Source organism: Terriglobus sp. ADX1, from assembly GCF_036877645.1.
Taxonomy (GTDB): Bacteria; Acidobacteriota; Terriglobia; order Terriglobales; family Acidobacteriaceae; genus Terriglobus.
Genome location: NZ_JAEDXV010000001.1, coordinates 230,580 through 254,341, shown reverse-complemented (window position 1 = coordinate 254,341; position 23,762 = coordinate 230,580). Strand labels below are relative to the sequence as shown.

The 23,762-nt window shown below is 57.6% G+C and carries 22 protein-coding genes; 10 read left to right on the top strand and 12 right to left on the bottom strand.

The window, feature by feature from the left end:
• Nucleotides 1-25: 25 nt before the first annotated feature.
• The gene (locus JAO32_RS01150) at nt 26-1,918 is read right to left on the bottom strand and encodes a PAS domain-containing protein (protein WP_334236710.1); all 1,893 of its coding nucleotides are present in this window, start codon (nt 1,916-1,918) and stop codon (nt 26-28) included.
• Between the two features lie 136 nt (nt 1,919-2,054).
• On the opposite strand from JAO32_RS01150, the gene JAO32_RS01145 reads away from it, so the two are divergent.
• From JAO32_RS01145 to trpS, 3 genes are read left to right on the top strand one after another with little or no spacing between them, the layout of a single operon-like run.
• On the top strand, nt 2,055-2,660 hold the full coding sequence (locus tag JAO32_RS01145; RefSeq protein WP_334236709.1) for a lysophospholipid acyltransferase family protein: 606 nt from the start codon (nt 2,055-2,057) through the stop codon (nt 2,658-2,660).
• Nucleotides 2,661-2,710: 50 nt separating this feature from the next.
• Nucleotides 2,711-3,415: a site-2 protease family protein gene (locus JAO32_RS01140; RefSeq protein WP_334236708.1), complete on the top strand. Its 705-nt coding sequence runs from the start codon at nt 2,711-2,713 to the stop codon at nt 3,413-3,415.
• Nucleotides 3,416-3,458: 43 nt separating this feature from the next.
• Nucleotides 3,459-4,538, top strand: coding sequence for a tryptophan--tRNA ligase (trpS, locus tag JAO32_RS01135; protein ID WP_334236707.1), 1,080 nt, complete (start codon nt 3,459-3,461; stop codon nt 4,536-4,538).
• Here the strand turns inward: trpS and JAO32_RS01130 are convergent, their stop codons facing one another.
• Together JAO32_RS01130 and JAO32_RS01125 are read right to left on the bottom strand one after the other, a co-directional pair.
• On the bottom strand, nt 4,539-5,189 hold the full coding sequence (locus JAO32_RS01130; protein ID WP_334236706.1) for a GntR family transcriptional regulator: 651 nt from the start codon (nt 5,187-5,189) through the stop codon (nt 4,539-4,541).
• A 144-nt stretch (nt 5,190-5,333) separates the two neighbouring features.
• Nucleotides 5,334-6,380: a glycoside hydrolase family protein gene (locus tag JAO32_RS01125; RefSeq protein ID WP_334236705.1), complete on the bottom strand. Its 1,047-nt coding sequence runs from the start codon at nt 6,378-6,380 to the stop codon at nt 5,334-5,336.
• 230 nt (nt 6,381-6,610) lie between these two features.
• On the opposite strand from JAO32_RS01125, the gene JAO32_RS01120 reads away from it, so the two are divergent.
• Both JAO32_RS01120 and JAO32_RS01115 read left to right on the top strand, forming a co-directional pair.
• Entirely contained in the window at nt 6,611-8,578 is a 1,968-nt protein-coding gene (locus JAO32_RS01120) for a YjhG/YagF family D-xylonate dehydratase (protein ID WP_334236704.1), read from the top strand.
• A 4-nt stretch (nt 8,579-8,582) separates the two neighbouring features.
• The gene (locus tag JAO32_RS01115; protein ID WP_334236703.1) at nt 8,583-9,404 is read left to right on the top strand and encodes a fumarylacetoacetate hydrolase family protein; all 822 of its coding nucleotides are present in this window, start codon (nt 8,583-8,585) and stop codon (nt 9,402-9,404) included.
• Between the two features lie 253 nt (nt 9,405-9,657).
• Here the strand turns inward: JAO32_RS01115 and JAO32_RS01110 are convergent, their stop codons facing one another.
• The gene (locus JAO32_RS01110; RefSeq protein WP_334236702.1) at nt 9,658-10,467 is read right to left on the bottom strand and encodes a GAF domain-containing protein; all 810 of its coding nucleotides are present in this window, start codon (nt 10,465-10,467) and stop codon (nt 9,658-9,660) included.
• 170 nt (nt 10,468-10,637) lie between these two features.
• Between JAO32_RS01110 and JAO32_RS01105 the strand changes: the two genes are divergently transcribed.
• Nucleotides 10,638-10,808 (top strand): hypothetical protein, encoded by a 171-nt coding sequence (locus JAO32_RS01105; protein ID WP_334236701.1) that lies wholly within the window; start codon nt 10,638-10,640, stop codon nt 10,806-10,808.
• A 22-nt stretch (nt 10,809-10,830) separates the two neighbouring features.
• On the opposite strand, the gene pcaD is transcribed toward JAO32_RS01105, so the two are convergent.
• The 7 genes from pcaD to JAO32_RS01070 all read right to left on the bottom strand — a co-directional run bounded on the left by pcaD (nt 10,831) and on the right by JAO32_RS01070 (nt 19,247).
• Nucleotides 10,831-11,583 carry a 3-oxoadipate enol-lactonase gene (gene pcaD, locus JAO32_RS01100; RefSeq protein ID WP_334236700.1) on the bottom strand — a complete coding sequence of 251 codons (753 nt, stop codon included), beginning with the start codon at nt 11,581-11,583 and terminating at the stop codon, nt 10,831-10,833.
• Nucleotides 11,580-13,322, bottom strand: coding sequence for a hypothetical protein (locus JAO32_RS01095; RefSeq protein WP_334236699.1), 1,743 nt, complete (start codon nt 13,320-13,322; stop codon nt 11,580-11,582). Before JAO32_RS01095 ends, pcaD begins: the two co-directional genes overlap by 4 nt.
• A 139-nt stretch (nt 13,323-13,461) precedes the next feature.
• Nucleotides 13,462-13,878, bottom strand: coding sequence for an energy transducer TonB (locus JAO32_RS01090; protein ID WP_334236698.1), 417 nt, complete (start codon nt 13,876-13,878; stop codon nt 13,462-13,464).
• Between the two features lie 250 nt (nt 13,879-14,128).
• On the bottom strand, nt 14,129-16,174 hold the full coding sequence (locus JAO32_RS01085; RefSeq protein WP_334236697.1) for a CocE/NonD family hydrolase: 2,046 nt from the start codon (nt 16,172-16,174) through the stop codon (nt 14,129-14,131).
• A 68-nt stretch (nt 16,175-16,242) separates the two neighbouring features.
• The gene (locus JAO32_RS01080) at nt 16,243-17,220 is read right to left on the bottom strand and encodes an ABC transporter ATP-binding protein (protein WP_334236696.1); all 978 of its coding nucleotides are present in this window, start codon (nt 17,218-17,220) and stop codon (nt 16,243-16,245) included.
• A 3-nt stretch (nt 17,221-17,223) separates the two neighbouring features.
• The gene (gene mobA / locus JAO32_RS01075) at nt 17,224-17,883 is read right to left on the bottom strand and encodes a molybdenum cofactor guanylyltransferase (RefSeq protein ID WP_334236695.1); all 660 of its coding nucleotides are present in this window, start codon (nt 17,881-17,883) and stop codon (nt 17,224-17,226) included.
• Complete coding sequence (locus JAO32_RS01070) at nt 17,880-19,247, bottom strand: dipeptidase (protein ID WP_334236694.1); 1,368 nt, start codon at nt 19,245-19,247, stop codon at nt 17,880-17,882. Before JAO32_RS01070 ends, mobA begins: the two co-directional genes overlap by 4 nt.
• Nucleotides 19,248-19,316: 69 nt before the next feature.
• On the opposite strand from JAO32_RS01070, the gene JAO32_RS01065 reads away from it, so the two are divergent.
• Both JAO32_RS01065 and JAO32_RS01060 read left to right on the top strand, forming a co-directional pair.
• Nucleotides 19,317-20,099: a class I SAM-dependent methyltransferase gene (locus tag JAO32_RS01065; protein WP_334236693.1), complete on the top strand. Its 783-nt coding sequence runs from the start codon at nt 19,317-19,319 to the stop codon at nt 20,097-20,099.
• A 133-nt stretch (nt 20,100-20,232) separates the two neighbouring features.
• Nucleotides 20,233-21,405, top strand: coding sequence for a trans-sulfuration enzyme family protein (locus JAO32_RS01060; protein WP_334236692.1), 1,173 nt, complete (start codon nt 20,233-20,235; stop codon nt 21,403-21,405).
• Between the two features lie 12 nt (nt 21,406-21,417).
• On the opposite strand, the gene JAO32_RS01055 is transcribed toward JAO32_RS01060, so the two are convergent.
• Nucleotides 21,418-22,017 (bottom strand): TetR/AcrR family transcriptional regulator, encoded by a 600-nt coding sequence (locus JAO32_RS01055; protein WP_334236691.1) that lies wholly within the window; start codon nt 22,015-22,017, stop codon nt 21,418-21,420.
• A 72-nt stretch (nt 22,018-22,089) separates the two neighbouring features.
• On the opposite strand from JAO32_RS01055, the gene JAO32_RS01050 reads away from it, so the two are divergent.
• Both JAO32_RS01050 and JAO32_RS01045 read left to right on the top strand, forming a co-directional pair.
• Complete coding sequence (locus tag JAO32_RS01050) at nt 22,090-23,511, top strand: TolC family protein (protein ID WP_334236690.1); 1,422 nt, start codon at nt 22,090-22,092, stop codon at nt 23,509-23,511.
• Nucleotides 23,508-23,756: a YtcA family lipoprotein gene (locus tag JAO32_RS01045; RefSeq protein ID WP_334236689.1), complete on the top strand. Its 249-nt coding sequence runs from the start codon at nt 23,508-23,510 to the stop codon at nt 23,754-23,756. The genes JAO32_RS01050 and JAO32_RS01045 overlap by 4 nt, the downstream gene beginning before the upstream one ends.
• Nucleotides 23,757-23,762 lie beyond the last annotated feature (6 nt).

Genomic DNA, 23,762 nt, shown 5'->3' with positions numbered 1-23,762 from the left:
GCACAAGCATCATGCTAACGCAGCACTAGGGTTGAAGCTCAGACGATTCGCAAGGCAAGAACAACGCGAATACCGTTCCATGCAACTCGAGGCCCTGTGCAGATCGAAATGTCAGTCTTCCACGATGCCGTTCTACTATCTGTCGCGAGATCCAAAGCCCCAGTCCATTGCCGTTCAAATCTTTCGTGGTGAAGAACGGCTCGAACAGTCGCCGCTGTGTATGGGAGGCCATGCCTGTACCAGTATCGGCCACGGTGATTCTCACTCCGACTTCTCCTGTGTCAGGATTCACCGCATCATGCGCGCGCACGAACAATCGTCCACCGGTCCGCATCGCATCCATAGCATTTGAGATCAGATTGTTCAACACCTGCCGAATATCGTTTTCAAAACACAAGATAGGAACAGCCGTGCTGTAGCCGGCTTCCACATGAATGCCGCTATTCAGCAGTCTTCCAGCGAACAGGTTCAGCACGGCGTCTACTAATTGGGCGGCTGTCACTCGTGATGGCTTGTTCGCCTGCCGGTGAAAACGTAGTGTCTGAGTAGCAATCTGCGAAACCCGAACCAGTTCATCCTGTGCCAGAGACAGATAAGAGCGAGCCTCTTCCGGCAATCCACCCACTCCCTGCACCAGGTACAGCAAATTTGTTACGGCTTCCAGCGGATTATTAATTTCATGCGAGATGGACGAAGCCAGACGTCCCACGGCCGCCAGCTTCTCACTCTGGACCAAAGCCTTCTCCGCCCTGCGCAACTGCGTCACTTCAAGGACTGCTGCGCTGATTGCGCGCACCTCGCCTGTCTCATCCATGATCGGCGAGTAGTTCACATTGAAAGACCGGAGTTCGCCGGGCCTGGTTCGTAACTCCGTCTCGTAAAGCATGTCGCGGATGGTCTCGCCCTTCGCCACACGCTCCCGAAACAGATTGGGAACAGCAGGTGCCACCACAACATCCTCAATCCTTTTACCGATCAACTCTTCCGGAGGAATACCTACCACTTCGCTCTGCCGATCATTTACGCGTAGATAACGAAACTCCTTTGTCTCAAAGAGAGCCAGCCCTACGGGGGCTGTTCGATACACCGCTTCCAGCTCCGCCTTCTGTCGTTCCGTCTCCGCCTTCTCTGCCAGCAGTGCAGCTTCCGCCTGTTTTGAACGTGTAATGTCGCGAAAGAACAACACGACTCCGTCGGCAGCAGGCTGCACCTCTAACCGAAACCACCCATTGAACGGTTCCGGATAATACGCCTCAAACGTAGTGGGAACACGATCATTCATTGTGCGATAGAAGTTCTCTACGAAAGGCGATCCTTCGTAGACCGTCTTCGGGAATATGTTCCACAAGCTCTGTCCCAGCAGGTCCATGCCATCCTGCTCCAGGATCTCTTTCGCACGCCGATTCAGATACGTATAACGCCATTCCCGATTCAGCACGGAGACGCCATCCGATGTCGCTTCAAATACTTGTTGCAACTGCGCTGTCAGCTTCGCGGCTTCAGCCTGCGCGTGATGCAGCTCCGTCACATCACTGAAGATCAAAGCAATGCCACTGGAAATTGGCACAGCACGCAGATGGATCCAGATCTGGAACGGCGGATAAAAAAATTCCAGCTCATCCATCACACGCTGTTCCATCACGCGTCGGTATCGTTGTTCCTGCTCGGTTCCTACTGATGCCGGAAACAGCTCCCAATGCGTGGGACCGTTCAGATCCCCTGGGTGCAGGCGGCTGATCTTCCTTCCCTGTTCATTGGCATAGGTAATCCTCCACTCCCAATCCATGAACAGCACGCCATCTGGCAGCTTATCCAGCACCCAGCGAAGATCCGCTGTCACATCCGCAGCCATCACCGCCTGCTCCAACGCAGACGGTCTCGCCTCAGACTTCTGTTTGTCCTCAACGCCAGGTTCCATGAATGGTTTCCGGGGATTAACTGCACACAGTCTATGTCACACCTGCTGCAGAACGAAGTCACCTGTCAAAACAAAATTAGACAGCGCCACGCGACATACAATAATCGCGGTGGCGGACTTCACCCCAAAACAGCGAATGCTCCTGGCCATCGTCCCACGTGTGGCCAGCGGCCTGCTGCACCTGCTAGGTGCTACGCTGCGCTGGCAGCCTGCGTATGCACCGCTCGCACAGCCTGCCGATGTATATCCCACGGAACCCGAGGTCTATGTTTTCTGGCACCGTTGCCTTCTGCTGGCAGCATGGCGGTATCGCCATCTCGGTATCCGCATCCTGATTTCGGACTCTTTTGACGGAGAGCTGATTGCGCGTCTTGTTCAGCGACTTGGATTCGTTCCCATCCGCGGATCATCCTCGCGCGGAGGTGCGGCGGCACTACTAGCCGCCACGCGCGCCCGCATGGAGGGACACAAGGTCGCCATCACAGCCGATGGCCCGCGTGGTCCTAATTACGTCGCCAAGGAAGGAGCAGCCGCCATCGCCAACCGCAGCCAAAGCACCGCCTCCTGCTTTTACCTGCACCCGGAAAGCGCATGGACGCTAAAAAGCTGGGACCGTTTCCTCATTCCCAAACCTTTCAGCCGTGTTCGCATTGTCTGGCAAGACCCGATTGCCTCACCAACCACAATGCAACTCCAACAAATACTGGATGAAGCGGTAAACAAAGCCGAGACGCCCAGTTAAGAGCTCTCCACACCTAACTGGTCGTAACTTGCTACACTCGCCAAAGCAGCATGAGCCAGGAAACCGCACTCGTCCTTTTTGAATTTGTGGCGTTGATCTTCGCCTTCACCTTCCACGAATTTGCGCATGCGTGGACAGCCTCCTACTTTGGCGACCAGACAGCGCGCATGATGGGTCGCGTAACACTCAATCCCATCAAGCACCTTGATCCGCTGGGCTCCGTGGTGCTTCCGCTGCTCTCCGCTTTTACCCACATGCCGCTTCTCGGCTGGGCTAAGCCGACGCCTGTCACCACGCGCAACCTTCGCAACATCAAGCGCGACGACATGCTGGTCACCCTCGCCGGTCCTGCGTCGAATCTTCTGCTAGCCATCATCTCGCTCATCCTGCTGCTGGCCATCAAGCACATCTTCAAAAACGGAACCGATGCCGTATTCAATGCAGTCGACTTCCGTCACGGCCTGGTCGACGCGTCGCTCTCCGGAACTTCCGTAATCTATCCGCTGGCGCTACTGTTTTATTGCTCGGTCGTCATCAATATCGTGCTGGCCATCTTTAACCTGGTCCCCATCCCGCCGCTGGACGGATCGCGCATCCTGCGTAACTTCCTGCCGTACAACATCCAGCAAAGCTACGACAACATGAGCGGCATCATTAGCCTGGTCGTTTTCCTGCTGCTGATCCGTACGCCCATTCTGGGCTGGTTCTACATGCCGGTGCTTTCCATTTTCGATCATCTAATCGTGCTCGCCTGATGCTTCTCTGAAATCGCTCGCTTTCAGCTATCCTCAAAGAGGAATGACCGAACAACTGAGCAAGCGCCGCGTCCTGAGCGGCATGCGCCCCACCGGGCGTCTTCATCTGGGCAACTACATGGGAGCCCTGTACAACTGGGTGCGTCTGCAGGATCAGTACGACTGCTACTTCTTCATCGCAGACATCCACGCGTTAACCACCGACTACGCCAACCCCGGCAACGTCGGCGCCAAGTCGCGTGAAGTCGCACTCGATTTCCTCGGCGCGGGTCTTGATCCTGAACGCTGCACCATCTTCAAGCAGAGTGACGTGCCGCAGCACAGCGAGTTGAACACACTCTTCGGCATGTTCACGCCGCTCAGTTGGCTGGAACGCGTGCCCACGTACAAGGATCAGCAGGAACAGCTGCGCGAGAAAGATCTGGCCACCTTCGGCTTCCTTGGCTATCCCCTGCTGCAATCGGCCGACATTCTTCTGTACAAGCCAGACTTTGTTCCCGTTGGACAGGATCAGGTTTCGCACGTCGAACTCACGCGAGAAGTAGCGCGCCGGTTCAACCAGCTCTACGGTTCCGCAGTCACTCCCGAAGTCGCGGCCGCAGAATCCGACAAGGAATTGATGAAGGCAGAGATCAGTGAAAATGTTCTCGAACGCCAGATTCTTCCCGAGCCGAAAGTCCTGCTTACGCCTTCGCCCAAGCTTCCGGGGCTTGATGGCCGCAAGATGAGCAAGAGCTACGGCAACACACTTGGCCTGACAGAACCCGCAGACGATGTGCGTAAGAAACTGCGCACCATGGTTACCGATCCGGCACGCGTTCGCCGTACTGATCCCGGAAATCCTGACGTGTGCCCTGTGGGCGATCTGCACAAAGTCTTCTCAACAACCGAGACAATGGCAAAGGTATACGAGGGCTGTCGTAGCGCTGCTATCGGTTGCATTGAGTGCAAAGGCTGGGCTGCGGACAGTGTCCTGCGCGAGATTGAACCGATCCGTGAACGTCGCGCTCATTACGAAGCACAGCCGCAACTTGTGACGGAAATCCTCGCAGCGGGCGCACAGAAAGCGCGAAGCTTCGCGGAATCCACCATGGTGGAAGTCCGCGAAGCCATCGGCCTGTAGTTACGACGCCGCCTGCGCTCGCTGCAACGCCTTCGACACAAACTGTATGTGACCGCGCACAGCCTCTATGGCTCCTGCGCGGTCACCAGCAGCAAAGCATTCCACAATCTCTCCGTGCGCCTTTGGTGTGTCCGTCGACGTGATTTGATAAGTCTGGCACCGGCATAGCCACAGCTTGTCCTGAATGTTGGCGTGGACACGAGTCAATTCCGCGTTCCCTGCGGCCTGCACAATCTGCGCGTGAAACGCAATATCTTCCTCAATATGTGCTGCTTTGTCATCGCGCAACAGAGCTTCCTTTGTCCGCTCTACACTCGTACGCAGCCCCTCCACAAACTCTTCCGTAAGCTCTGCATTTGTCGCGGCGTGAACTTCCAGAATCTCGCGCACGGTATAAAGATCCGCAATCTCCCGCTCGGAAAAAGTCCTGACAAATGCGCCCCGTCGAGGTTCAATCCTCAACAAGCCTTCGCGTTCGAGAGAATTCATGGCTTCTCGCACAGGACTCTTGCTTATGCCCAACTCGCGTGAGAAAAACTCCTCTGTAAGCCGCTCTCCGCGAGTCATATCGCTACTCAGGATGTGGCGTTTAATGCTCTGATGTGCGTGTTCCGTAAGACTGGATGCAGTCTTTGGCTTGGGGGCTGTCATGGAACCTTTGTTTCCACCCTTCTGAGTCGTGTTGTGCCCAATAGCCTACACGCAGATCATGTCTCCTCCTCATGCCAATTACTAAATCTTTCCTCTCGTTCCCAATTTGGGCAACAGAACGTCAACACATCAACACGAAAATAGTTATCGTCCGGTGCCTAAAGGAATTCGAACGTTATAAGTCGTCTTCGAATCCTCATAAATTGCCACGAGCAATACCTGCGCTTTGCCGTGTTCATCAAGAAACATCTGTGGTCGCTCCATCCGTGCCACCGTCTGAATAGGTCGATCTTTCCAATGCAAGATCAGATCAGACACCAACAGATGTTTCGCTGGCTTCCAATCCTTCGCATCCACTGACTCATACAACACCAGCGACGAGCGACCTGTCCCTGAAACCGCTCCCTTGTTGTCCTTCATGATCACGAAGTAACGATTGCGTTGCTGGTCGAACCAGAAATATGGATCTTCAAATGGAAAGTTGTTTCCCGCAATCGTGAACATCGGTGTCAGATTCTTTTGAAACGGTCCTGTCGGCGACTTCGACGTAGCCATCAGATGAACCACTGGTCCGCCAAACGGCAGCGGCTTCTGTTGTCCCACCGCCTTGTACAACAGATAGAACGTCCCATCCTTTCCCCGCGTCAAACTTGGGTTCGAGATGGAAAGCGAATCCGGCGCAGAGGCAGCTGCACTCACATCGATCAGCGGACGATCGAATCGCTTCCAAGGCCCGTTCGGACTATCCGCAACAGCTACGCCTACGCGATTGTTGTTGCGATGTGTCCAGTTCAACGTCGGCTGAATGACACCATCGCCCGTGTTGCCCGTGTAGTACAGGTAGTACTTCTTACCAAACTTCTGCACTGTGGGATTATGCGTCACCATACCGTCCCACATGCGTCGATCGCGTGGCGGCAGCGCAACATCGTGAAATACGAATGGTCCCGTTGGCGAGCCCCCAACAGCGTGTGCCACTTCAGAAGCCGTCACCCAACTCTCGAAACCTGTCGATATTTTCCAACGAGAGTAGTACAGGTGATATTTCCCATCGCCGCTGCGCACCATCGTCCCGCACCACACAAAATATCCGGGATCACGAAACACCGCAGCAGCGGGAATTGGCTGCATCATCGCTGCCAGATCAAGCTCATCATTCTGCGATGACGTCCGCTGGCTGAGAGACGACAAGGACAATAGCAGGAGCAGGAACGATGCAACACTGCTTAACAACCGAGACGAGTGTTTCAGCGAAGATATCGAGCAAACGCCAAAAGTTGAACGATTAACCATCGCCCGCAGTTTCTTCGGCTCAACCGTCGCATGTCAATGACTTCCTAAGTCGTTTTTGCTCTGTTTCGCCAGCGGCACTTCACGACAGGTACGATAATCCCGTCAGAATCAGTACACAGGGAGACGCAATGACGCTGCAGCAGTTGCTGGACGGCGGAAACGATTGGGAGACGCTCCGCACCCACGACGCCGGGCCGCAGGGCGCGCTTCCCATCACGCCGGAGATGTTGCTCCAGCAGCCTTCTGGGAATTTGTTTGGGCTTTCGCAGAATGCCGGCATGGGGTGGGACCCCGCGCGTCTGCGGGACCCGGAGTACCTCATCCTGAGTACCCACGGTGGCCTCCGCGCGGCGGATGGGACGCCGATTGCCCTGGGCTTCCATACCGGGCACTGGGAGGTTGGTCTGTTGGTGGCGGAGGCAGCGCGGACGCTGCGTGACCGCCACGCTATACCGTTTGCCGGGGCATGTACCGATCCGTGTGATGGCCGTACGCAAGGGACAGCAGGGATGCTGGATTCCCTGCCCTACCGCAACGACGCCGCGATGGTGCTGCGCCGCCTGATGCGTTCCCTGCCTACGCGTCGCGGCGTGATTGGCATTGCTACCTGTGACAAGGGATTGCCCGCCATGATGATGGCGCTGGCCTCGTCTGGTGAGTATCCCAGCGTGCTTGTTCCGGGTGGTGTCACGCTGCTGCCGGAGAGCGGCGAGGATGCTGGCAAGGTGCAGACCATTGGCGCACGCTATGCGCAGGGGCAGATCAGCCTGGAAGCTGCTGCGGAGATGGGTTGCCGTGCGTGTGCCTCGCCGGGTGGTGGATGCCAGTTCCTGGGTACTGCGGCCACATCACAGGTAGTCGGCGAGGCGTTGGGGCTGTCGCTGCCACATAGTGCGCTTGCTCCGTCAGGGCAGCAGGTGTGGTTGCGTGCGGCAGCACAGTCGGCGGAAGCCATCCTGCGGATGACGCAGTTGGGTATTGGAACACGTGACGTACTTACGGATGCTGCCATCCGCAATGCCATGGTGGTACATGCAGCCTTTGGCGGGTCGACCAACCTGCTGCTGCACATTCCCGCCATTGCGCATGCAGCGGGTCTCAAGCGCCCCTCGACGGAGGACTGGATCGCCGTGAACCGGTCTGTTCCGCGGTTGGTGGATGCGCTGCCTAACGGTCCTGTGGGCTATGCGACAGTACAGGTCTTCCTGGCAGGCGCAGTGCCCGAAGTGATGCTGCATCTGCGTCGTGCAGGCTTGCTGGATACCTCAGTTCGGACGGTTACGGGTGAGACGCTGGATGCCAACCTGGATTGGTGGGAGCAGACTGAGCGTCGCCGTGGGATGCGGCAGCGACTGCGTGACCTGGATGGTATCGATGCGGATGACGTCATCTTCTCTCCCGATGGAGCACGTGCACGCGGCCTGACTTCCACGGTCAGCTTCCCGGTTGGCAACCTTGCGCCGGAGGGATCGGTGATCAAGAGTACGTCGATCGACCCCACGCTCATCGATGCGGATGGAGTCTATCGCCACACTGGTCCTGCGCGTGTGTTCCTGACGGAAGAGGATGCGATCCGCGCCATCAAGGCAGGCGAGGTGTCACATGGCGATGTGATGGTGATGATCTGTGGTGGGCCGATGGGCGCGGGGATGCAGGAGGTGTACCAGGTGACGTCTGCCCTGAAGAACCTGCCCTTCTGCAAGCACGTTGCAGTGCTCACCGATGCGCGTTTCTCCGGTGTGTCTACGGGAGCGTGCATTGGGCATATCTCACCCGAAGCGCTCGCAGGTGGACCGATCGGCAAGGTGCGCGAGGGAGACACCATTCACATCACCGTCAACCGCACCACGCTCAATGCGTCGGTCGATCTGGTGGGCGAAGGCGATGAGACGTTCCCAGCCGAGGAAGGTGCACGGCGACTGGCGATGCGCAGTCTGCGTGACGACCTGCATCCGCATCCGGCGATGACCAATGACACGCGGCTTTGGGCGGCGCTGGTGCAGGCGAGTGGCGGAGTGTGGGGTGGTTGCGTCTATGATGCGGATGCCGTGATAACCAAGCTTGCACGCGGCGCGAACGCCGCAACGAAGGAGTAACACTGTGAAGCTCTACCGCACGACAACAGGCATCTTCGCCGAGGACAATGGAAGCACGTATCGCCTGAACGCGGCCGATTGGGATGCCCTGCTGAACAGCGAGGATGTGATTGCCGCGGTGACTGCGGCCAAAGGCAGTGCTGAGGCTATCTCTGGCGACCTGCTTACGCCGGTGACGTCGCAGGAGGTCTGGGCTTCCGGTGTGACGTACTATCGCAGCCGCAATGCGCGCATGGAAGAGAGCCAGGCTGCGGGCGGTGGCGACTTCTATGACCGCGTGTATGTTGCGGAGCGACCGGAGCTGTTCTTCAAGGCATCGCCGTGGCGCGTGGTGCATCCGGGCGGTGAAGTGCGTATTCGTCGCGACGCTACGTGGTCAATCCCTGAGCCGGAGTTGACGCTGGTAGCGAACAACAAGGGCAAGCTCATTGGCCTGACGATTGGCAACGACATGAGCTCGCGCGACATTGAGGGTGAGAACCCGCTCTATCTGCCGCAGGCGAAGGTCTACAACGGCAGTTGCGCGATTGGTCCTTGCATCCTGTTGTGGAATGGTCCCGTGGATCGCTCCACGAAGATCGTGCTGCAGATTGAACGTGGCAACGAAACGGTTGTCAGCGGAAGCACGACACTGGCGGAGCTGAAGCGCGATCCGGAAGAATTGCTGGAATACCTGTTCCGCGAACTTGAGTTTCCGACTGGAGCGTTTCTGTTGACTGGCACCGGAATTGTGCCTCCCACGGAGTTCACCCTTTCACACGGTGATGTGATCCGTGTGTCGATTGATGGGATTGGGACGCTGGAGAACAGGGTGGCAGTACGGTAGGGTCCCCCCTCCCCCCCTGTTTTTCTAAAATCGTCTTTCCAAAGGGTTTACGGCTTTAGTGGCTGTAAAATCGTCTTCCCATTGGGTTTAGGGGCAAAATCCTATTTCTAAAAGGGTTAGAACAGCAAGCCAGCAAGTTAGCGAGCGGGTTTGGTGGCTATTTCTATTTTAGAGGTTTCAGCAAAATAGCATGCCAACGCTATTTGTTTTGATTTGTGTAAGTTGGGTGCTCTGGGGGCTTGACAAGAATTTGTCAGCGTCCGCCTGCGGTGGTGTAGACCGATAGCAGTTCCTTCACCAGGCGGGAAAGGCGCTCTAACTCTTCAAGGGCGATCGTTGCCTGCGTGGAGGACTCTGCGTGGGGCGAATTCTGTAACAGGAACAGGGTATTCGTAAGACTTTGTAGCGGATTGTTGATTTGATGCGCGAGGACGTTTGCCATGGCTCCAGCGGCGACGTCGGCAGCGTGCTGCAGGATGACACGTTGCTGTTGCTGCTGGCGTAGCGCGGCTGCCGCGAAGTCCGCCAGAATTTGCATGACACGGGCATCCTGCGAGTCGAACTGCACCGGGTTGGTGCTTGAAGTAATGAAGATGGTTCCGTGCGTGTCTCCGGCCTTCCAGGGGAAAAGAAGACCATCCAGCACAGGGTCTGCTGAGACGCCGAGGAGGCTGAAAAAGCGCTGGTCAACACGGAAGTGCTGAGGGCGGTTACGGTCCAGCGCCACGCCGCAGGCACTGGGGTATTGGGGAAGGACAGCGTTCAGGAAAGGGTGGAAGCGTCCGGAGGTGGCGACCCACTCGTAGTAATTTTCCGCAGAGCCGTCTGTCCGAACGACGGAGATGCCTGCACTGTCTGCTCGACAAAGTTCCAGAGCGAGGTCCACCAGTTGCTGGAGCGCATCTTCTGCCGAGCGCGTGAAGGATTGCGCCAGAAGCTGCATGCCCTCAATGTCACGAAGTGGGTCGCGTGGCCGGAGGGGCCGCGAGTCGACAGAGTTCGCAGCGTAAAGCTCCTGCACGTGCAGGCCGGTTTCTTCGGTGAGTGGTGCGGAGGAGAACATGGAGCGTTCTTCAAGCATACCGTTTTGTGAGCATCGCAAAAAACCGTGCTTTCCTGCGGCTTTGTTGTCGGTTGAGAAGAATGCAGGTCTTTCCGCTGCGCTTCGCTTTTGGGAAGCTGGTTTTGGGTTGGTGGCTGGAAAGATTCGAGGGACTTGGCGGGTGAGAGTTCGTGGGGATTCTTCGCTGCGCTCAGAATGACGGCCTTGGGCCGTATGAGCTTTGCTGGGACGAACTTCGTTCGTGGAAGCTCTGCTGGGGGACGCCCCTGATCGTGGAAGCTCTGCTGACGGAACGCCCCCTGATTGTGGAAGCTTTGCTGGGGGATGCGCCCTACTCGTAGAGTTCTGTCTCGTGGTGGCGAGCTATTGGAGGAAGTTAAGCAGGGATTTGTTGAAGGGTTCTGCGGCTTCGACTGTGGAAATGTGCGCGGCGGGTAGAGTAAGTTTCTGGCTGCCGGGGATGCTGGCGTGGAGAAAGTCGGCGTCTGCGGTGGTGCAGACTACGTCCTGATCGCCTGCGATGACAAGAGTGGGTGTGGTGATGGTGGCGATTTCGTTGCGCAGATCGCATGTACGGAGAGCTTCGCAGCAGGCGGCGTAGCCTTCGACATTGGAGGCGAGCATGCCATCGCGAATGGAAGCGATCACCTGTGGGTGCGATGCGGCGAAGGACCCGGTGAACCAGCGAGAGATCACAGTGTCTGCGATGGAGGCCATGCCGTTGGTGCGGACTTCTGTAATGCGTTTTTGCCAGCCTTCGTCTGTGCCTACTTTTGCCGCGGTATTGCAGAGGATCAGCTTCCCGATGCGGTCCGATGCGTGGATGCCGAGCCACTGACCGATGACGCCACCGAGCGAGGTGCCGCAGAAGTGTGCGCTGCGGATGTTGTGGTGATCGAGGAGTTGCAACACGTCGTTGCCGAGATCGGCAATGGAGTATGGGCCTGCGGGTGATGGGCTGGCGCCGTGGCCTCGCATGTCGTAACGCAGGACGCGGAAGTGTTGTGTGAGCGCCTGTATTTGGGGTTGCCACATTTGCAACCTTGCGCCGAGCGATGTGGACAGCACGATGCATGGCGCATCATTCTGGCCCACGAGTTCGTGATGAACGATCATTTGGGTTGCGCTACCTGTCCGGCCGGCGGCTCAAAGGTCTGGCCAGAGGACGTTGGCGCTGCAGAGGTGTTGGTGCTCTGCGTTGCTGTTTTGGGCTTGCGTGTTGTGGTGCGGCGGCGCGGACGCGATGTGGCTGGTGCTCCTGCGCGGCCATACGATTCGCTGTGGTGTACGACGGCACGTTCGTTGATGGCGCGACCTTCTTCATTGAATGTGGAGCCGACGGAGAGGTAGATGTTTTGCACCTGCGCGATGCCGCCGTCCTTCACGCGTACCTGAATGCGTGAAGCGTCGATGCCCTTCTCTTGTGTGAGGTAGAGCTTCACGTTGACCGCACGCTCCGCGGCCATCGCAGCACTTTCACGCGAGGTGTGATCGCCAAGGACAACCAGCGTGGCATCCTGCTGGCGCTGCAGTGAGAGAGCAACTCCATCAAGGCAGGCCTTGCCTTCGTTGTCGACGCGCGCAGGACGACGACGATCGCGTTCGAAGGAAACGGAGCACATGTCACTTTGCAATGGCAGCGGCGCGAGGTTGGGATCCGTTGTGTAGGCCTCTTTGAGCGTGACCGGGATGGTTACGGACGCGGAGGCCATCTGCCCCTGATCGTCGCGTGCGTTGCAGGTAACGATGATGGTTGTGGTGCTGTTGCTGAGGTTGTTGATGTCGCGCGAGAGTGGCGCGGTGATGGTGGCGGTGTTGCCGTTAACGTTCATACGGCCGCTGGTGGAGTTGAAGGCGTAGATGATTGGCCGATTGTCTGGGCTGATGCCTGTCGCCGTTACCGTTGTGGTGCCGCCTGGCGCGACGGTGGAGGGCGATGCGATGCAGCTTACCGTGGGTGGTTTGGGTTGGCGGATCGAGAAAGCTGCATCGCATTGTGCGGAGCGGCGTCCCTGCGTGACGAGTCCGGTGACACGATAGTCCCCGGGTGGCAGGCCAGCTGTGTCAATGATGGCGCTGTCCGTGCCTTCTCCGAGGATCATGCCGCCGGTGGTGTGCCACGTGTATTGCATGGGCTTTAGAACATCGAAGCCGAGGATCTGCGAGTTGACGGTAACGCGGTCTCCGGTGATGTTGTCGACGCGATTGGCAGAGCAGCTCATCTGCGGCTGCATGTCTGCAGGATGATGGCCGCCGAAACGGAAGACTAAACCGGCGCTGGCGTTCAGCGTGTTGTTCTTTGCTATGCCGCCTGCACGGACGTCAGTGGTGGTGGGGCCAAAGTCGACGTGGTTGTACTCGTAGTCGCCTTGGAAGAGGCGGACGGCTAGCCAGTCATGGTGGTAGGACGGTACCCAGTCCAGACCGACTCCTGCTGTGCCGTTCCATCCGTACTTGCGACCGTTGAGCGCGGGGCCGCCGAGAAATGTGGAACCGCCGAGCACATGGAAGAACGGTGTGAGTCGGTGCGCGGAGGTTTGGAACTGGAGGCCGAGGCCCATGTTGCCTTCGGGGCCATGCACATCGTCAACATGCGAACTGAACTGCGCGGTGACGCCGAGCCAGGGCCGCAGAAAATACGTCAGGCTGCCGATGGCGCCGTACTTCACATCAGGGAACGGGATGTTGTTGATGTCGGCGTCGATGGGATGCCAGTAGGAATAGCCGGTGTAAATCTGCACGCGCGGCGTATCGAGTTCACCAGGAGACGAGGGGCGTGCCTGCGCGGGGAGAGACGCCACACATGTGGCACTGAGAAGCATCGCGACCGTTGCGCGAGAGAACAATCCGGGCATGATGCTTACCACTCTATCCCGCCGCGGACGGAATGTGACTGTGGCAATTGGGTTTGGCCTGCAAAAGTAACAAGGTCACCCACGGATGGGTGACCTTGTTGTGTGGCAGGATTTGAGACCTGCCCCGAGGGAGTATGTCTTAGCGGAGTGCTACGTGCAGGGTGACCGGAACTGCAACCGGCTGACCGTCGAGCGTGCCTGCCTTGTAACGAACCTTGGTGACGGCGTCGGTCACCTTAGCAGCAGTCAGAGCATCGATGGGGGTTACAACCTTCACGTTCTCCGGTACGCCAGCTTCGTTCACGGTGTACTGCACGGTGACGTCAGAGACGTGCGGCGTGTTCAGCGAACCGGCGAGCTTGACTTCCGTGAGGCGGATGGGAGCAACGATACCGCTGAAGATGCGCGGCTTTGCAGCGTTGATGGCGCTTGCCTGGAATCCGAACGCCGGAGCGTCAACGGAAGCGACCAGGCGCGAGATGCCGGAGTGCAGAGCCTGTGCAGGAGCGGCGGCGGGAACGATAGCGAGAAGAGCGGCGGCGAGGACAGAGCGCATTGGGTGATCTCCTTATTTCGATCGTCGTGCGTTTACTGTTAATCGAGGCGTCCCTCGGTGTGTTCAACACCAAAATAAATCCAACAAACAATCACTGTCAAACATTTTCTGAAATTATTTTACGGCTTCAATTAATTTCCTTATTTTACATATACTTACGCTTTCGGTGCGGTTACCGATATGCAAACAGAGAGGCCGCCTTGCAAAAAGGCGGCCTCTCTGAGTGGGTTGCTTTGTTGTGGGTGTTGGCTTAGTTCTTCAGGTCCACCGGAACGATCGGGAGGCTGATGAAGGTGGCCTTCCCTGCTTCGTGGTAGACCTTCTGCGTTGCCTTCTCGTAATCCGAGGGCTTTGCGTTGAAGATGTTGGGTACGTACTTCTGCGGGTTGCGATCGTAGAGCGGGAAGAGCGAGCTCTGGATCTGCACCATGATGCGGTGGCCCGGCTGGAAGACGTGGTTCACGTTGGGCATGTCCCACTTGTACGTAAGTGGTTCGCCCGACTTGAGCGGTTCCGGCTTTTCAAAGCTGTTGCGATAGCGTCCGCGGAAGATATCCATGGAGATGGGCAGCTCGTAGCCGTTCATCTCGCTGGTGTGGCCGTCCGGGAAGACGTCGATCAGCTTCACGACCCAGTCGCTATCGGTGCCACTGGTGCTGGCAACGAGGTTGACCTTGGGAACGCCGCTGACGCGGAGGGGTTCCTTCAACACGTCGCTGGTGTAGACCAGGACATCCGGGCGGCCGTCGATGAAGCGCTGATCGTGCATCAGCCATGTTTGCCATCCGCTGTTTTCAATGGGGCGCGGAAGGAACGGGACGGGGTTTGCGGGATCGGAGACGTACTCGTCGGCTTTGCCTGCACCGGTGGGTGCGTCAAAGCCGAGCTTGCCGTTGGCGCCAAGGTAAAGCGGCTTGGGCTTCCAGTCGCAGCCGGATTCGCAGGAGAGCGGCCACTTGGTGGGCGTGTCCCAGCGGTTCTCGCCTGTGTTGTAGATGTAAACCGGTTTGATGTCGGCCTTGGGGCCGTTCTCACGCAGGTACATGTTGAAGAACGGAAGCTGCACGTTGTCACGGAACCAGGCGGTGGTATCGCCATCCCAGGTGAGTGGGCCGGTCTGCTTGCCTTCGCGATTGATCTGCGAGTGGAACCAGGGGCCCATCGCAAGGATGTTCATGGTGTTGGTCTTGTCCTTGGGCTCCCATGCGGCGTAGGAGTGGTTTGCGCCGTACATGTCTTCCTGATCCCAGAGACCCTGCAGCCACATGGTGGGAACCGTCAAATCAGCCTTGGCGATGAGCTTATCCAGAGCCTGCGACTGCCAGTAGGCGTCGTATGCGGGGTGGTTTTCGACCATCTTCCAGAAGGGCAACTGTTCGCCGCCGAGCCAGCGAGCGAAATCACCAGCGGAACCGATCTGACGGAAGTTCTCGTAGTCGTCGCTGCCCTCGTGCGGTACGCGTGCACCGGCGCCACGAGCGGTGGTTTGCGAGATGAAGTAGTCGAGCATGCGCTGCCGGAAGGCGCCGTACTGGAACCAGTCGTCGCCCATCCAACCGTCAACCATGGGGCTTTCGGGGATGGCGGCCTTCAGCGCGGGATGCGGATGGAGCAGCGCCATGACGACGGTAAAGCCTTCATAGGACGAGCCGATCATGCCGACGCGGCCGTTGGACTCAGGCACGTTCTTCACCAGCCAGTCGATGGTGTCATAGGCGTCGGTGGTGTCGTCGGCGCCGGTGGGGTTCCACGGACCAACGGGTGGAGGCGTCATGAGGTACACGCCTTCCGAGCCGTACTTGCCGCGGACGTCCTGATAGATGCGGATGTAGCCGTCGCGCACGAAGACCTCATCGCTGAGGTTCAGTTCGTCAACCATGTGCGAGGCGGGCGGCTTCACTGCTCCGGGACCGCCGGGGCCACCTGCGCCGGGACGACGACCTGCGGCTGCCGGTGCAGCGGGTTCCGGGGTGCGCGCGGCGTGGGCACGGGCTGCGGCGTTGTAGCAGGTACGCGTCATGAGCATGGGCGCGTTCTTTGCGCCCTTGGGGATCACGATGACGGTGTAAAGCTTGGTGCCGTCGCGCATGGGGATCATGACGACGCGCTTTTCGTAGTCCAGAGGCAGAGGCGGCTGCTGCATGGGCGGGTCATGCCTGGGCGGCGTGAACGTAGGCGGAATCATGTTCTTGTCCGTGGGCCGCGTACCGAGCGGTTCCTGGGCATGAAGCGAAGCGGCGGAAGCACTGACCAGAACGGCCAGCGTCGCCATAGCAAGACGGCGTGTTGCGAGCATAGGAGACGTCCCCTGCGAATGTTGAATATGCGGAATTATCGCAGGTGAAATGGTTTCACGATAGCGACTTACTGCGGCAAGACAAGTTCGTCCATTGCCATAAATTCCTGTAATACCGGGTCGTCGCTGTGTTCCAGCTCAGCCAGCGTGCCAAAGAAACGCGCTGTGCCCTCATGGAGGAACAGCACCCGATCTGCCAGTTTTTTTGCGAAACGCATGTCGTGTGTGACAACGATGCTGGTGAGGTGAAGCTGGCGCTTGAGGCGTTCGATGAGATCGCCAAGGAGATGCGCAATCAGCGGATCGACCATGGTGGTGGGCTCGTCGTAAAGGATGGCTTCCGGCTGCGAGGCGAGGGCGCGGGCAATGGCGACAGAACGCTTCATGCCGGTGGAGAGGTCGCTGGGTAGCAGGTCGTCCATGCCAGCGACGCCGACCATCTCAAGCAGTCCCTTCACAATCTGGCGGATCTGCTCTTCGTCGAGTTCATTCTTTTCGCGCAGCGGGAAGGCTACGTTTTCGCCCACTGAAAAGGAGTCAAAGAGCGCGCCATTCTGAAAAACCATCGTTACTTTGCGGCGCACGGCGAGCATTTCTCGTTCATTGAAACTGCAGATATTTTCACCCGCGACACAGATGGTTCCCTTGTCGGGCTTGAGGAAGCCCATCAACATTTGCAGGGAGACGGATTTGCCCACGCCGGAGCGACCAAGAATGCAGAGCGTTTCGCCAGGACGTACGAAGAAGCTGACATCTTCCAGCACGTTGAAGCTACCGAAAGATTTATAGACGTGTTCGAAGGAGATGTAAGGCTTATCGCTCTCTTCAATGTTGGTTTCATTCTGTTCGGCGGCCTGCTCGAAGAAGTCACCGACTTCTTCTGCAACATCGTCCGAGACAGCCTCCACCAGGGGCTTGTTCAGATCTTCTTCGCTGGTGTTTTCCGCGCCTACGGGTATGCCTTCTGCGTGGTTCTGCTGCTGCGACTGCTCGACGCTTTCCGCGGGCTCTTTCTGCGAGCCGTTTTCCTGTGTGCCGTCTGCCATTCTTTATTCAGATGCGCGTTGCGGAAAAGCGTTCTCCGCGCGCAGCAACTCCTTCGCAGCTTCAAAATCGTCCGGCGTATTTACGTTGGTGAACCATATGGATGCCGTTAGTTCATCCGTGATTTCTTCTGCGGGAAGAACACACATGCCCAGCGGACAAACCGCGTCAGCCGCATCGCGCAGTACCGGCAATAGTGTACGTCGGCCCTGCTGCAGTGCCTGCGCCATCACCTCACGCGTGGAACGGTGCAGCACCACGGGAAGCGGTTGCCGCTTGCCCGGCGCATCAAAACAGGCGACGTTGGGTTTGCCGTTATCGGTCGCCTGGTTCACCAATTCCTGCAATGCGGATGCGGGCAGAAGAGGCACATCCACCGGTACGATCAGCAACCACTCTTCACGCGCATCGTGCAGTGCCGCGTCAAGACCGCTGAGTGGGCCGCTGTCCGGAATGCGATCGACGACAACACGTCCGTATGGGGCGAGTTGTTCGCCGTGCAACTCACTGCCGCAGAGGATGGACACGTCGCTGCACACCTGCTCCAGTTTGTGCAGGGCTATCTGCAGCAATGTGTAGCCACCGACGCGCAGCAATGTTTTGTCGCGGCCCATGCGCGAACTTTGGCCACCGGCCAACACGTAGCCGCTGACGTTTGGCTTCATTGGCCTGCGTGGACCAGGAAGCGCACGATGGATTCTGTGCCTCGGTAGAAGTTGCTGATGTTGAACTTCTCATTCGGTGCGTGCAGATTGTCGTCTGGCAGACCGAAGCCCATCATCACGGTGGGGACGTGTAACTGTCTTGCGAAGTCACCCACGACGGGAATGGAGCCTCCACCGCGCACGAAGACTGTCTCCTTGCCAAAGACTTCACGCATGGCTTCGGTTGCCGCGTGAATAAAAGGATTGTCTGTGCCGACGACGATGGGGTCGCCGGAGTGGATCAAGCGGACTTCTGCGGATACGCCACGTGGAACGATGGTTGCTACGTAATCCTGCAGCTTGCGGAAGGTGTCTGCCGGAGTCATACCGGGGACGAGGCGCAGCGATACTTTTGCCAATGCCTTTGCGGGGATTACGGTCTTTGCGCCTGCTCCGGTGAAGCCACCGGGCATGCCGTGTACGTCCAGAGTGGGGCGTGCCCATGTGCGTTCCAGCACGGAGTAGCCGGGTTCGCCTGTAAGTTCGCTGCTGCCCACTTCGGTTTCGCGATAGTGATCTTCATCAAAAGGCAATGACTTCCATGCAGCGAGTTCCGCATCGGTTGGCTTTTGAATGTCTTCGTAGATGCCGGGGATGAGGATGCGGCCATTGTCATCTTTCAACTTTGCGATGATCTGCGAGAGGGCCACGAACGGATTGGGTGCAGCGCCGCCATACATGCCGCTGTGTAGATCGGTCTTTGCACCGCGCACTTCAATTTCGGTGTAGATCATGCCGCGTAGGCCGACGCATAGCGTGGGCAGATCCGGCGCGAACAATTCCGTATCGCATACGAGCGCTACATCGCACTTTACTTCTTCTGGATGTGCGCGCAGGTATTCGGCGATGCCTTCACCACCGACTTCTTCTTCACCTTCAGCAAGGACGCGGACATTGACCGGTAGTGAGCCGTTCTTCAACAACGCTTCGAGCGCCTTTACCTGCATCCAGAGCTGGCCTTTGTCGTCGACCGCGCCGCGTGCGTAGATGTTGCCATTACGCTCCTCAGGTTCAAAGGGTGGGGACAGCCATTCATCGAGCGGGTCGGGCGGCTGCACGTCGTAGTGACCGTAGCAAAGTACGGTGGGCTTACCTGCAGCGTGCAGATGGTCGGCGTAGACCAGAGGATGGCCTGCGGTTTCAATCAGCCGCACATTTTCCATGCCAATGCGCTTCAGTTCTGTTGCAAGAAACTCTGCTGCGCGACGCACGTCGCCTGCGTTTTCCGGCAGCGTGCTGATGGAAGGGATGCGCAAAAACTGCTTCAGCTCGTCCAAAGCTTTGGCCTTATTTGCTTCGGTAAATTGCAGTGCGGTATCCAACATGCTTCTACGTCCTTCCAAAGTTCTTATGTTAGTTGCGGCGAAAACGCGCGCAGGCGAACAATCAGATGCATGGAAAGCACATCACAGACCGCGCAACAAACGCAAACAGGACAGACATGGAATGCCAGCCAATATGCCGCAAACGGCCGTTTTGTGGCTGACCTTGCAAAAGATGTGGTCGCATTGCTGGCACCACAATCGGGCGAACACATTCTGGATCTTGGCTGCGGTGACGGCGCGCTGACTGAGCAGATTGCAGCCACAGGAGCCGTCGTTACCGGCTGCGATGCTTCGGCATCCATGCTGGAATCTGCGAAACAACGCGGGTTGAACACTGTGGCCGCAGACATGCGTTCGCTGCCGTTTCAGGGTGAGTTTGACGCGGTATTTTCCAACGCCGCGCTGCACTGGGTAACCGACCTACCGGCCGTGGCGCAGAGCGTGCACCGTGCATTGAAGCCGAGTGGGCGCTTTGTGGCAGAGATGGGTGGGCTGGGCAACATAGCGGCCATTCGTGTGGCACTGCAAGCCGTCATGGCGAACTTCGGCATGGATGCTGAGAAGGATGCGGCTTCACGCTATCCTTCACGCGATGAGATGCGCGGCATTCTGGAAGATGCAGGATTTCGCGTGACAAGCATTGAACTGATTCCCCGCCCCACGATGCTGAAGAGTGGCATGGCGGAGTGGTTACGCACGTTTCGCAATGGCATTCTGAGCAAACTGTCAGAGACTGATCAGCAAGCTGCGATTGATCAGACCGTTGCGCTGCTTCGTCCGGCGCTGTGCGATGCGGACGGCGTGTGGTGGGGCGACTATGTTCGTTTGCGCTTCCATGCCGTTCGTAAGTAACGGCCATGTGATTGAATACAAAGAAAGCGGAATCTTCTTAACGACTTTCCGCATCTTGCATGAAACGGCTGGCTCAGGCGAACCGCGTACGCGCTGACTCTCTGCCCTTCGTTCCTTCAAGGAGAGCCTCATCGTGTCAGACCGCCCAGATTTCGATCCATCCACACTCGTTATCCACTCGAATCGCAGCTACGAGAAGCAGTCGAACTCGATCCTGTTTCCCATTCATCAGACGGCAACGTACATCCACGAGAGTGTGGGTGTCACGAAGGGATATGGCTACACGCGTGGCGCAAACCCAACGGTGAATGCGCTGGAGCAGGCGATTGCTGCTGTGGAAGGTACCGCTTCGGCGCTTTGCTTCCGCTCTGGTATGTCTGCGATTACGACGCTGTGTTTTGGGTTGTTGAACGCCGGCGACCATGTGCTGCTGTCGGACGTGATCTATGGCGGCACCGCGCGACTGTTTCATCAGGTGCTGAGCCACTTTGGCGTGGCATATGACTTTGTCGACACGTCTTCATCGGAAGCGACGGATAAGGCTATCCGGTCGGAGACGCGTCTGCTGTTTTTGGAGACGCCTGCGAATCCGACGTTGAAGCTGGCTGACATTCGTGCGCTCTCTGAGTTGGTGCATAGCCGCGGAAACATCCTGGTTGCGGTGGACAACACGTTTCTGACGCCGCTGCTGCAGAACTGCCTGGAACTGGGCGCGGATATCTCCATGATGTCCACGACGAAGTACATTGACGGACACAACGCTACGCTGGGTGGGTCGCTGGCGACGCATGATGAAGCGATCACGGAACGGCTGCGTTTTGTGCGGAAGATCATTGGCAGCATCCAAGCGCCGTTCGATTCGTGGCTGGCACTGCAAGGCATTAAGACACTGCCAATACGACTTGCCACACACTGCGCGCACGCGAAGCAGGTAGCGGCGTGGCTGGAGAAGCATCCGCATGTAGCGAAAGTGAATTATCCCGGCCTGGAATCGTTCCCGCAACATGCGTTGGCAGCGAAGCAGCAGAAGGATTTTGGCGGCATGATGTCGTTTGAGCTGAAGGGCACGACGGAACAGACACTGCACTTTATTGAAGCTCTGAAGCTGTGCACGTGCGCTGAGAGTCTGGGTAGTGTTGAAACGCTGGTGACGCATCCTGCTACGGCGTCGCATTGCGATATGCCTTTGGAAGAGCGTGATCGACTTGGTATTACGGATCGTCTGGTTCGTCTTTCCGTCGGGCTTGAGTCGCCGAAGGACCTGATTGCCGATCTTGAACAGGCGTTTCAGGCTATTTTCGGTTAGCGCACCGGCTTACTAAGAACCAAGAAGACACTTCCAGATGATCTCCACGTCTTCAATGGCGCGCTGGCGTGTCAGTTTGTAGACGGTGGGGTGTGCGATCCACAAGGCCGTTGTGCCGTGGAGAGACTCCATCATGCGACGCAGCGTTGCCCTGACCTGCGCAAGAGGGGTGTCCGGCGGCAAGGCCTCCCGTACAATTCCCGCAATGCCTTCCAGGAACTGCTGGCCCAATTGCTCACGCATGGCCACGACCTCCGGGTCTGCATGACGCACAAGAAAAATCAGTGAATAGTGATCAGGATACTGTTCCGCAAACTGCAGGACTGCCGCAATAAATCGTCGTAGCTTTCGGGTGGCGTCGGGTTCTGCGGCGATTTCGCCGTTAATCCGTGTTGCAAATTTTGTATAAAGGTCGGCACAGATGTGTTGCACCAGTGCTTCCTTGTTCTCGAAATGACGGTACATTGCCATCTGAGAACATCCTGCCTCCTGCGCCACGCGGCGCATGGAAAGCGCGTCGTAGCCACCCGAGGTGAAGAGATGAGACGCAGCCTGAACGATCTTCTGTTTTAGCGTGTCAGTGGAATAGTCCTGGCCGGATTCTTTTTTCATACTGAAGTCAGTATACGCTGTACACACTCTTTGTATACGGCGTATACTCATATTAAGTTTACGGTGTACACAATGAAAACGGATGTATCGATTACGGGTCTTCTGATTGCAGCGGGAGTACTGCTGTGGTGTCCTGGACCGTCTGCGGCACAACATGCTTCCTGTGCTGCGGTGACGAACGTGCGCGATGCAGCACAGTGCATCGGCAGCGCGCCCGCACTGCCGGTGGAGGAATTGAAACACGACCACACCTACACGCTTCCTGAGTTGATTGATCTGGCCGAGAGCAATAGCCCTGAGGGAAGAATTGCCTGGGCACGTGCAAAGACGAGCCTGGAACAAGCAGGCATTGCGCGAGCCTCGTATCTTCCAGTGCTTGCTTTTGCAGCACAGGGTAGCGATGTGCGTGCGATTGTTCCCTTCCCCAAGCCACTGGCGCCACGCGGTTATGTAACGGTGGGACAGCCAGTCGCAGCGGCGCAGATGGAACTGGAATACACGCTGCTGAATTTTGCGCGGGGGCCGAAGCTGGAAGCAGCAAAGGCAACGGAATTGGCTGGGGCCTTGACGCTGAGCCGCACACATCAACAGATTGCTTATAACGTGGCCACGCTGTATTACCGTGAGCAACTGGAAGCAGGACGGCTTGCCGCGGCAAAGACCATCCTGCAAGATGCGGAGACGCTGCGCGATAACGCACAGTCGCAGTTTGATAATGGGCGCACCACGCTGCCTGATCTGCAGAATGCGCAGGCAGGCGTGGCTGAGGCGCGATTCACTCTTGCTGCGGCGGAAGGCGCTGTGAAGAAGGCCAAGATTGCACTTACGGAAGCTGTGGGTGTGGAACCGTCTGTCGAAATTGAATTGCCAGTGCAATCGGAGGGTGTCACCTCTGGCGTGGTGGATTCGAAGGTAGATGAATTGATTCAGGCTGCGTGGAGTTCGCGACCGGATCTGCTGGCGCGGGCGCAGGCGTTGAAGCGAGCACAGCAGAACACTCGTGTGGCGCATGCAGCCTATCTTCCTACGGCGCGCCTTGCGGGTACGGGTGGGCAAACGGCAACGTGGCCTACCGCTGACTATGGACAGCTTGGCTATGCAAACGTGACGACATGGTCTGCTGCGGTGTCATTGAAGTGGGAGATATTCAACGGCGCACGCACACATGAAGTTGCAGCATCGCTGGCAGAGCAACGCGCTGCTGCAGAAGAACAGCGTGCGACGAAAGATCGTGTGACGCGCGAGGTCTGGCAGTCCTATGTGGACTACCAGACAGCGGAAGAACAGCAGAAAGCCGCACAGAGTTTTCTTGCTTCTTCACAGATCTCCTATGACTCTTCTCTGGATGCATTCCGTTATGGTGTGCGTTCGCTGGTGGATGTGGTGCAAGCGGAGAAGCAACTGGCACAGGCGCGACTGGCCGTTGTGGATGCGAATGCACAGGTGGCGCTGAGCGCTGCTGCACTTAACTTTGCCGTGGGAGCCCGGCCATGAAGCGACTTACTTTCTTTGCAGCACTGTTCCTTACCGGCTGCAACCGCAACCCGAATGTAGAGATTGTGGGTTCGTACTTTCCCGGTTGGATGATTTCGCTGGTAATTGGCGTGGTGCTGACCATGCTGACGCATCTACTGATTCGCAAGCGCTATCCCGCTCAGGACTTTGGACACCCAGCCCTGCTGTATCCCGCGCTGCTGACACTTTTCACATGCCTTCTCTGGCTCTTGCTCTTCGCATAAGGACAC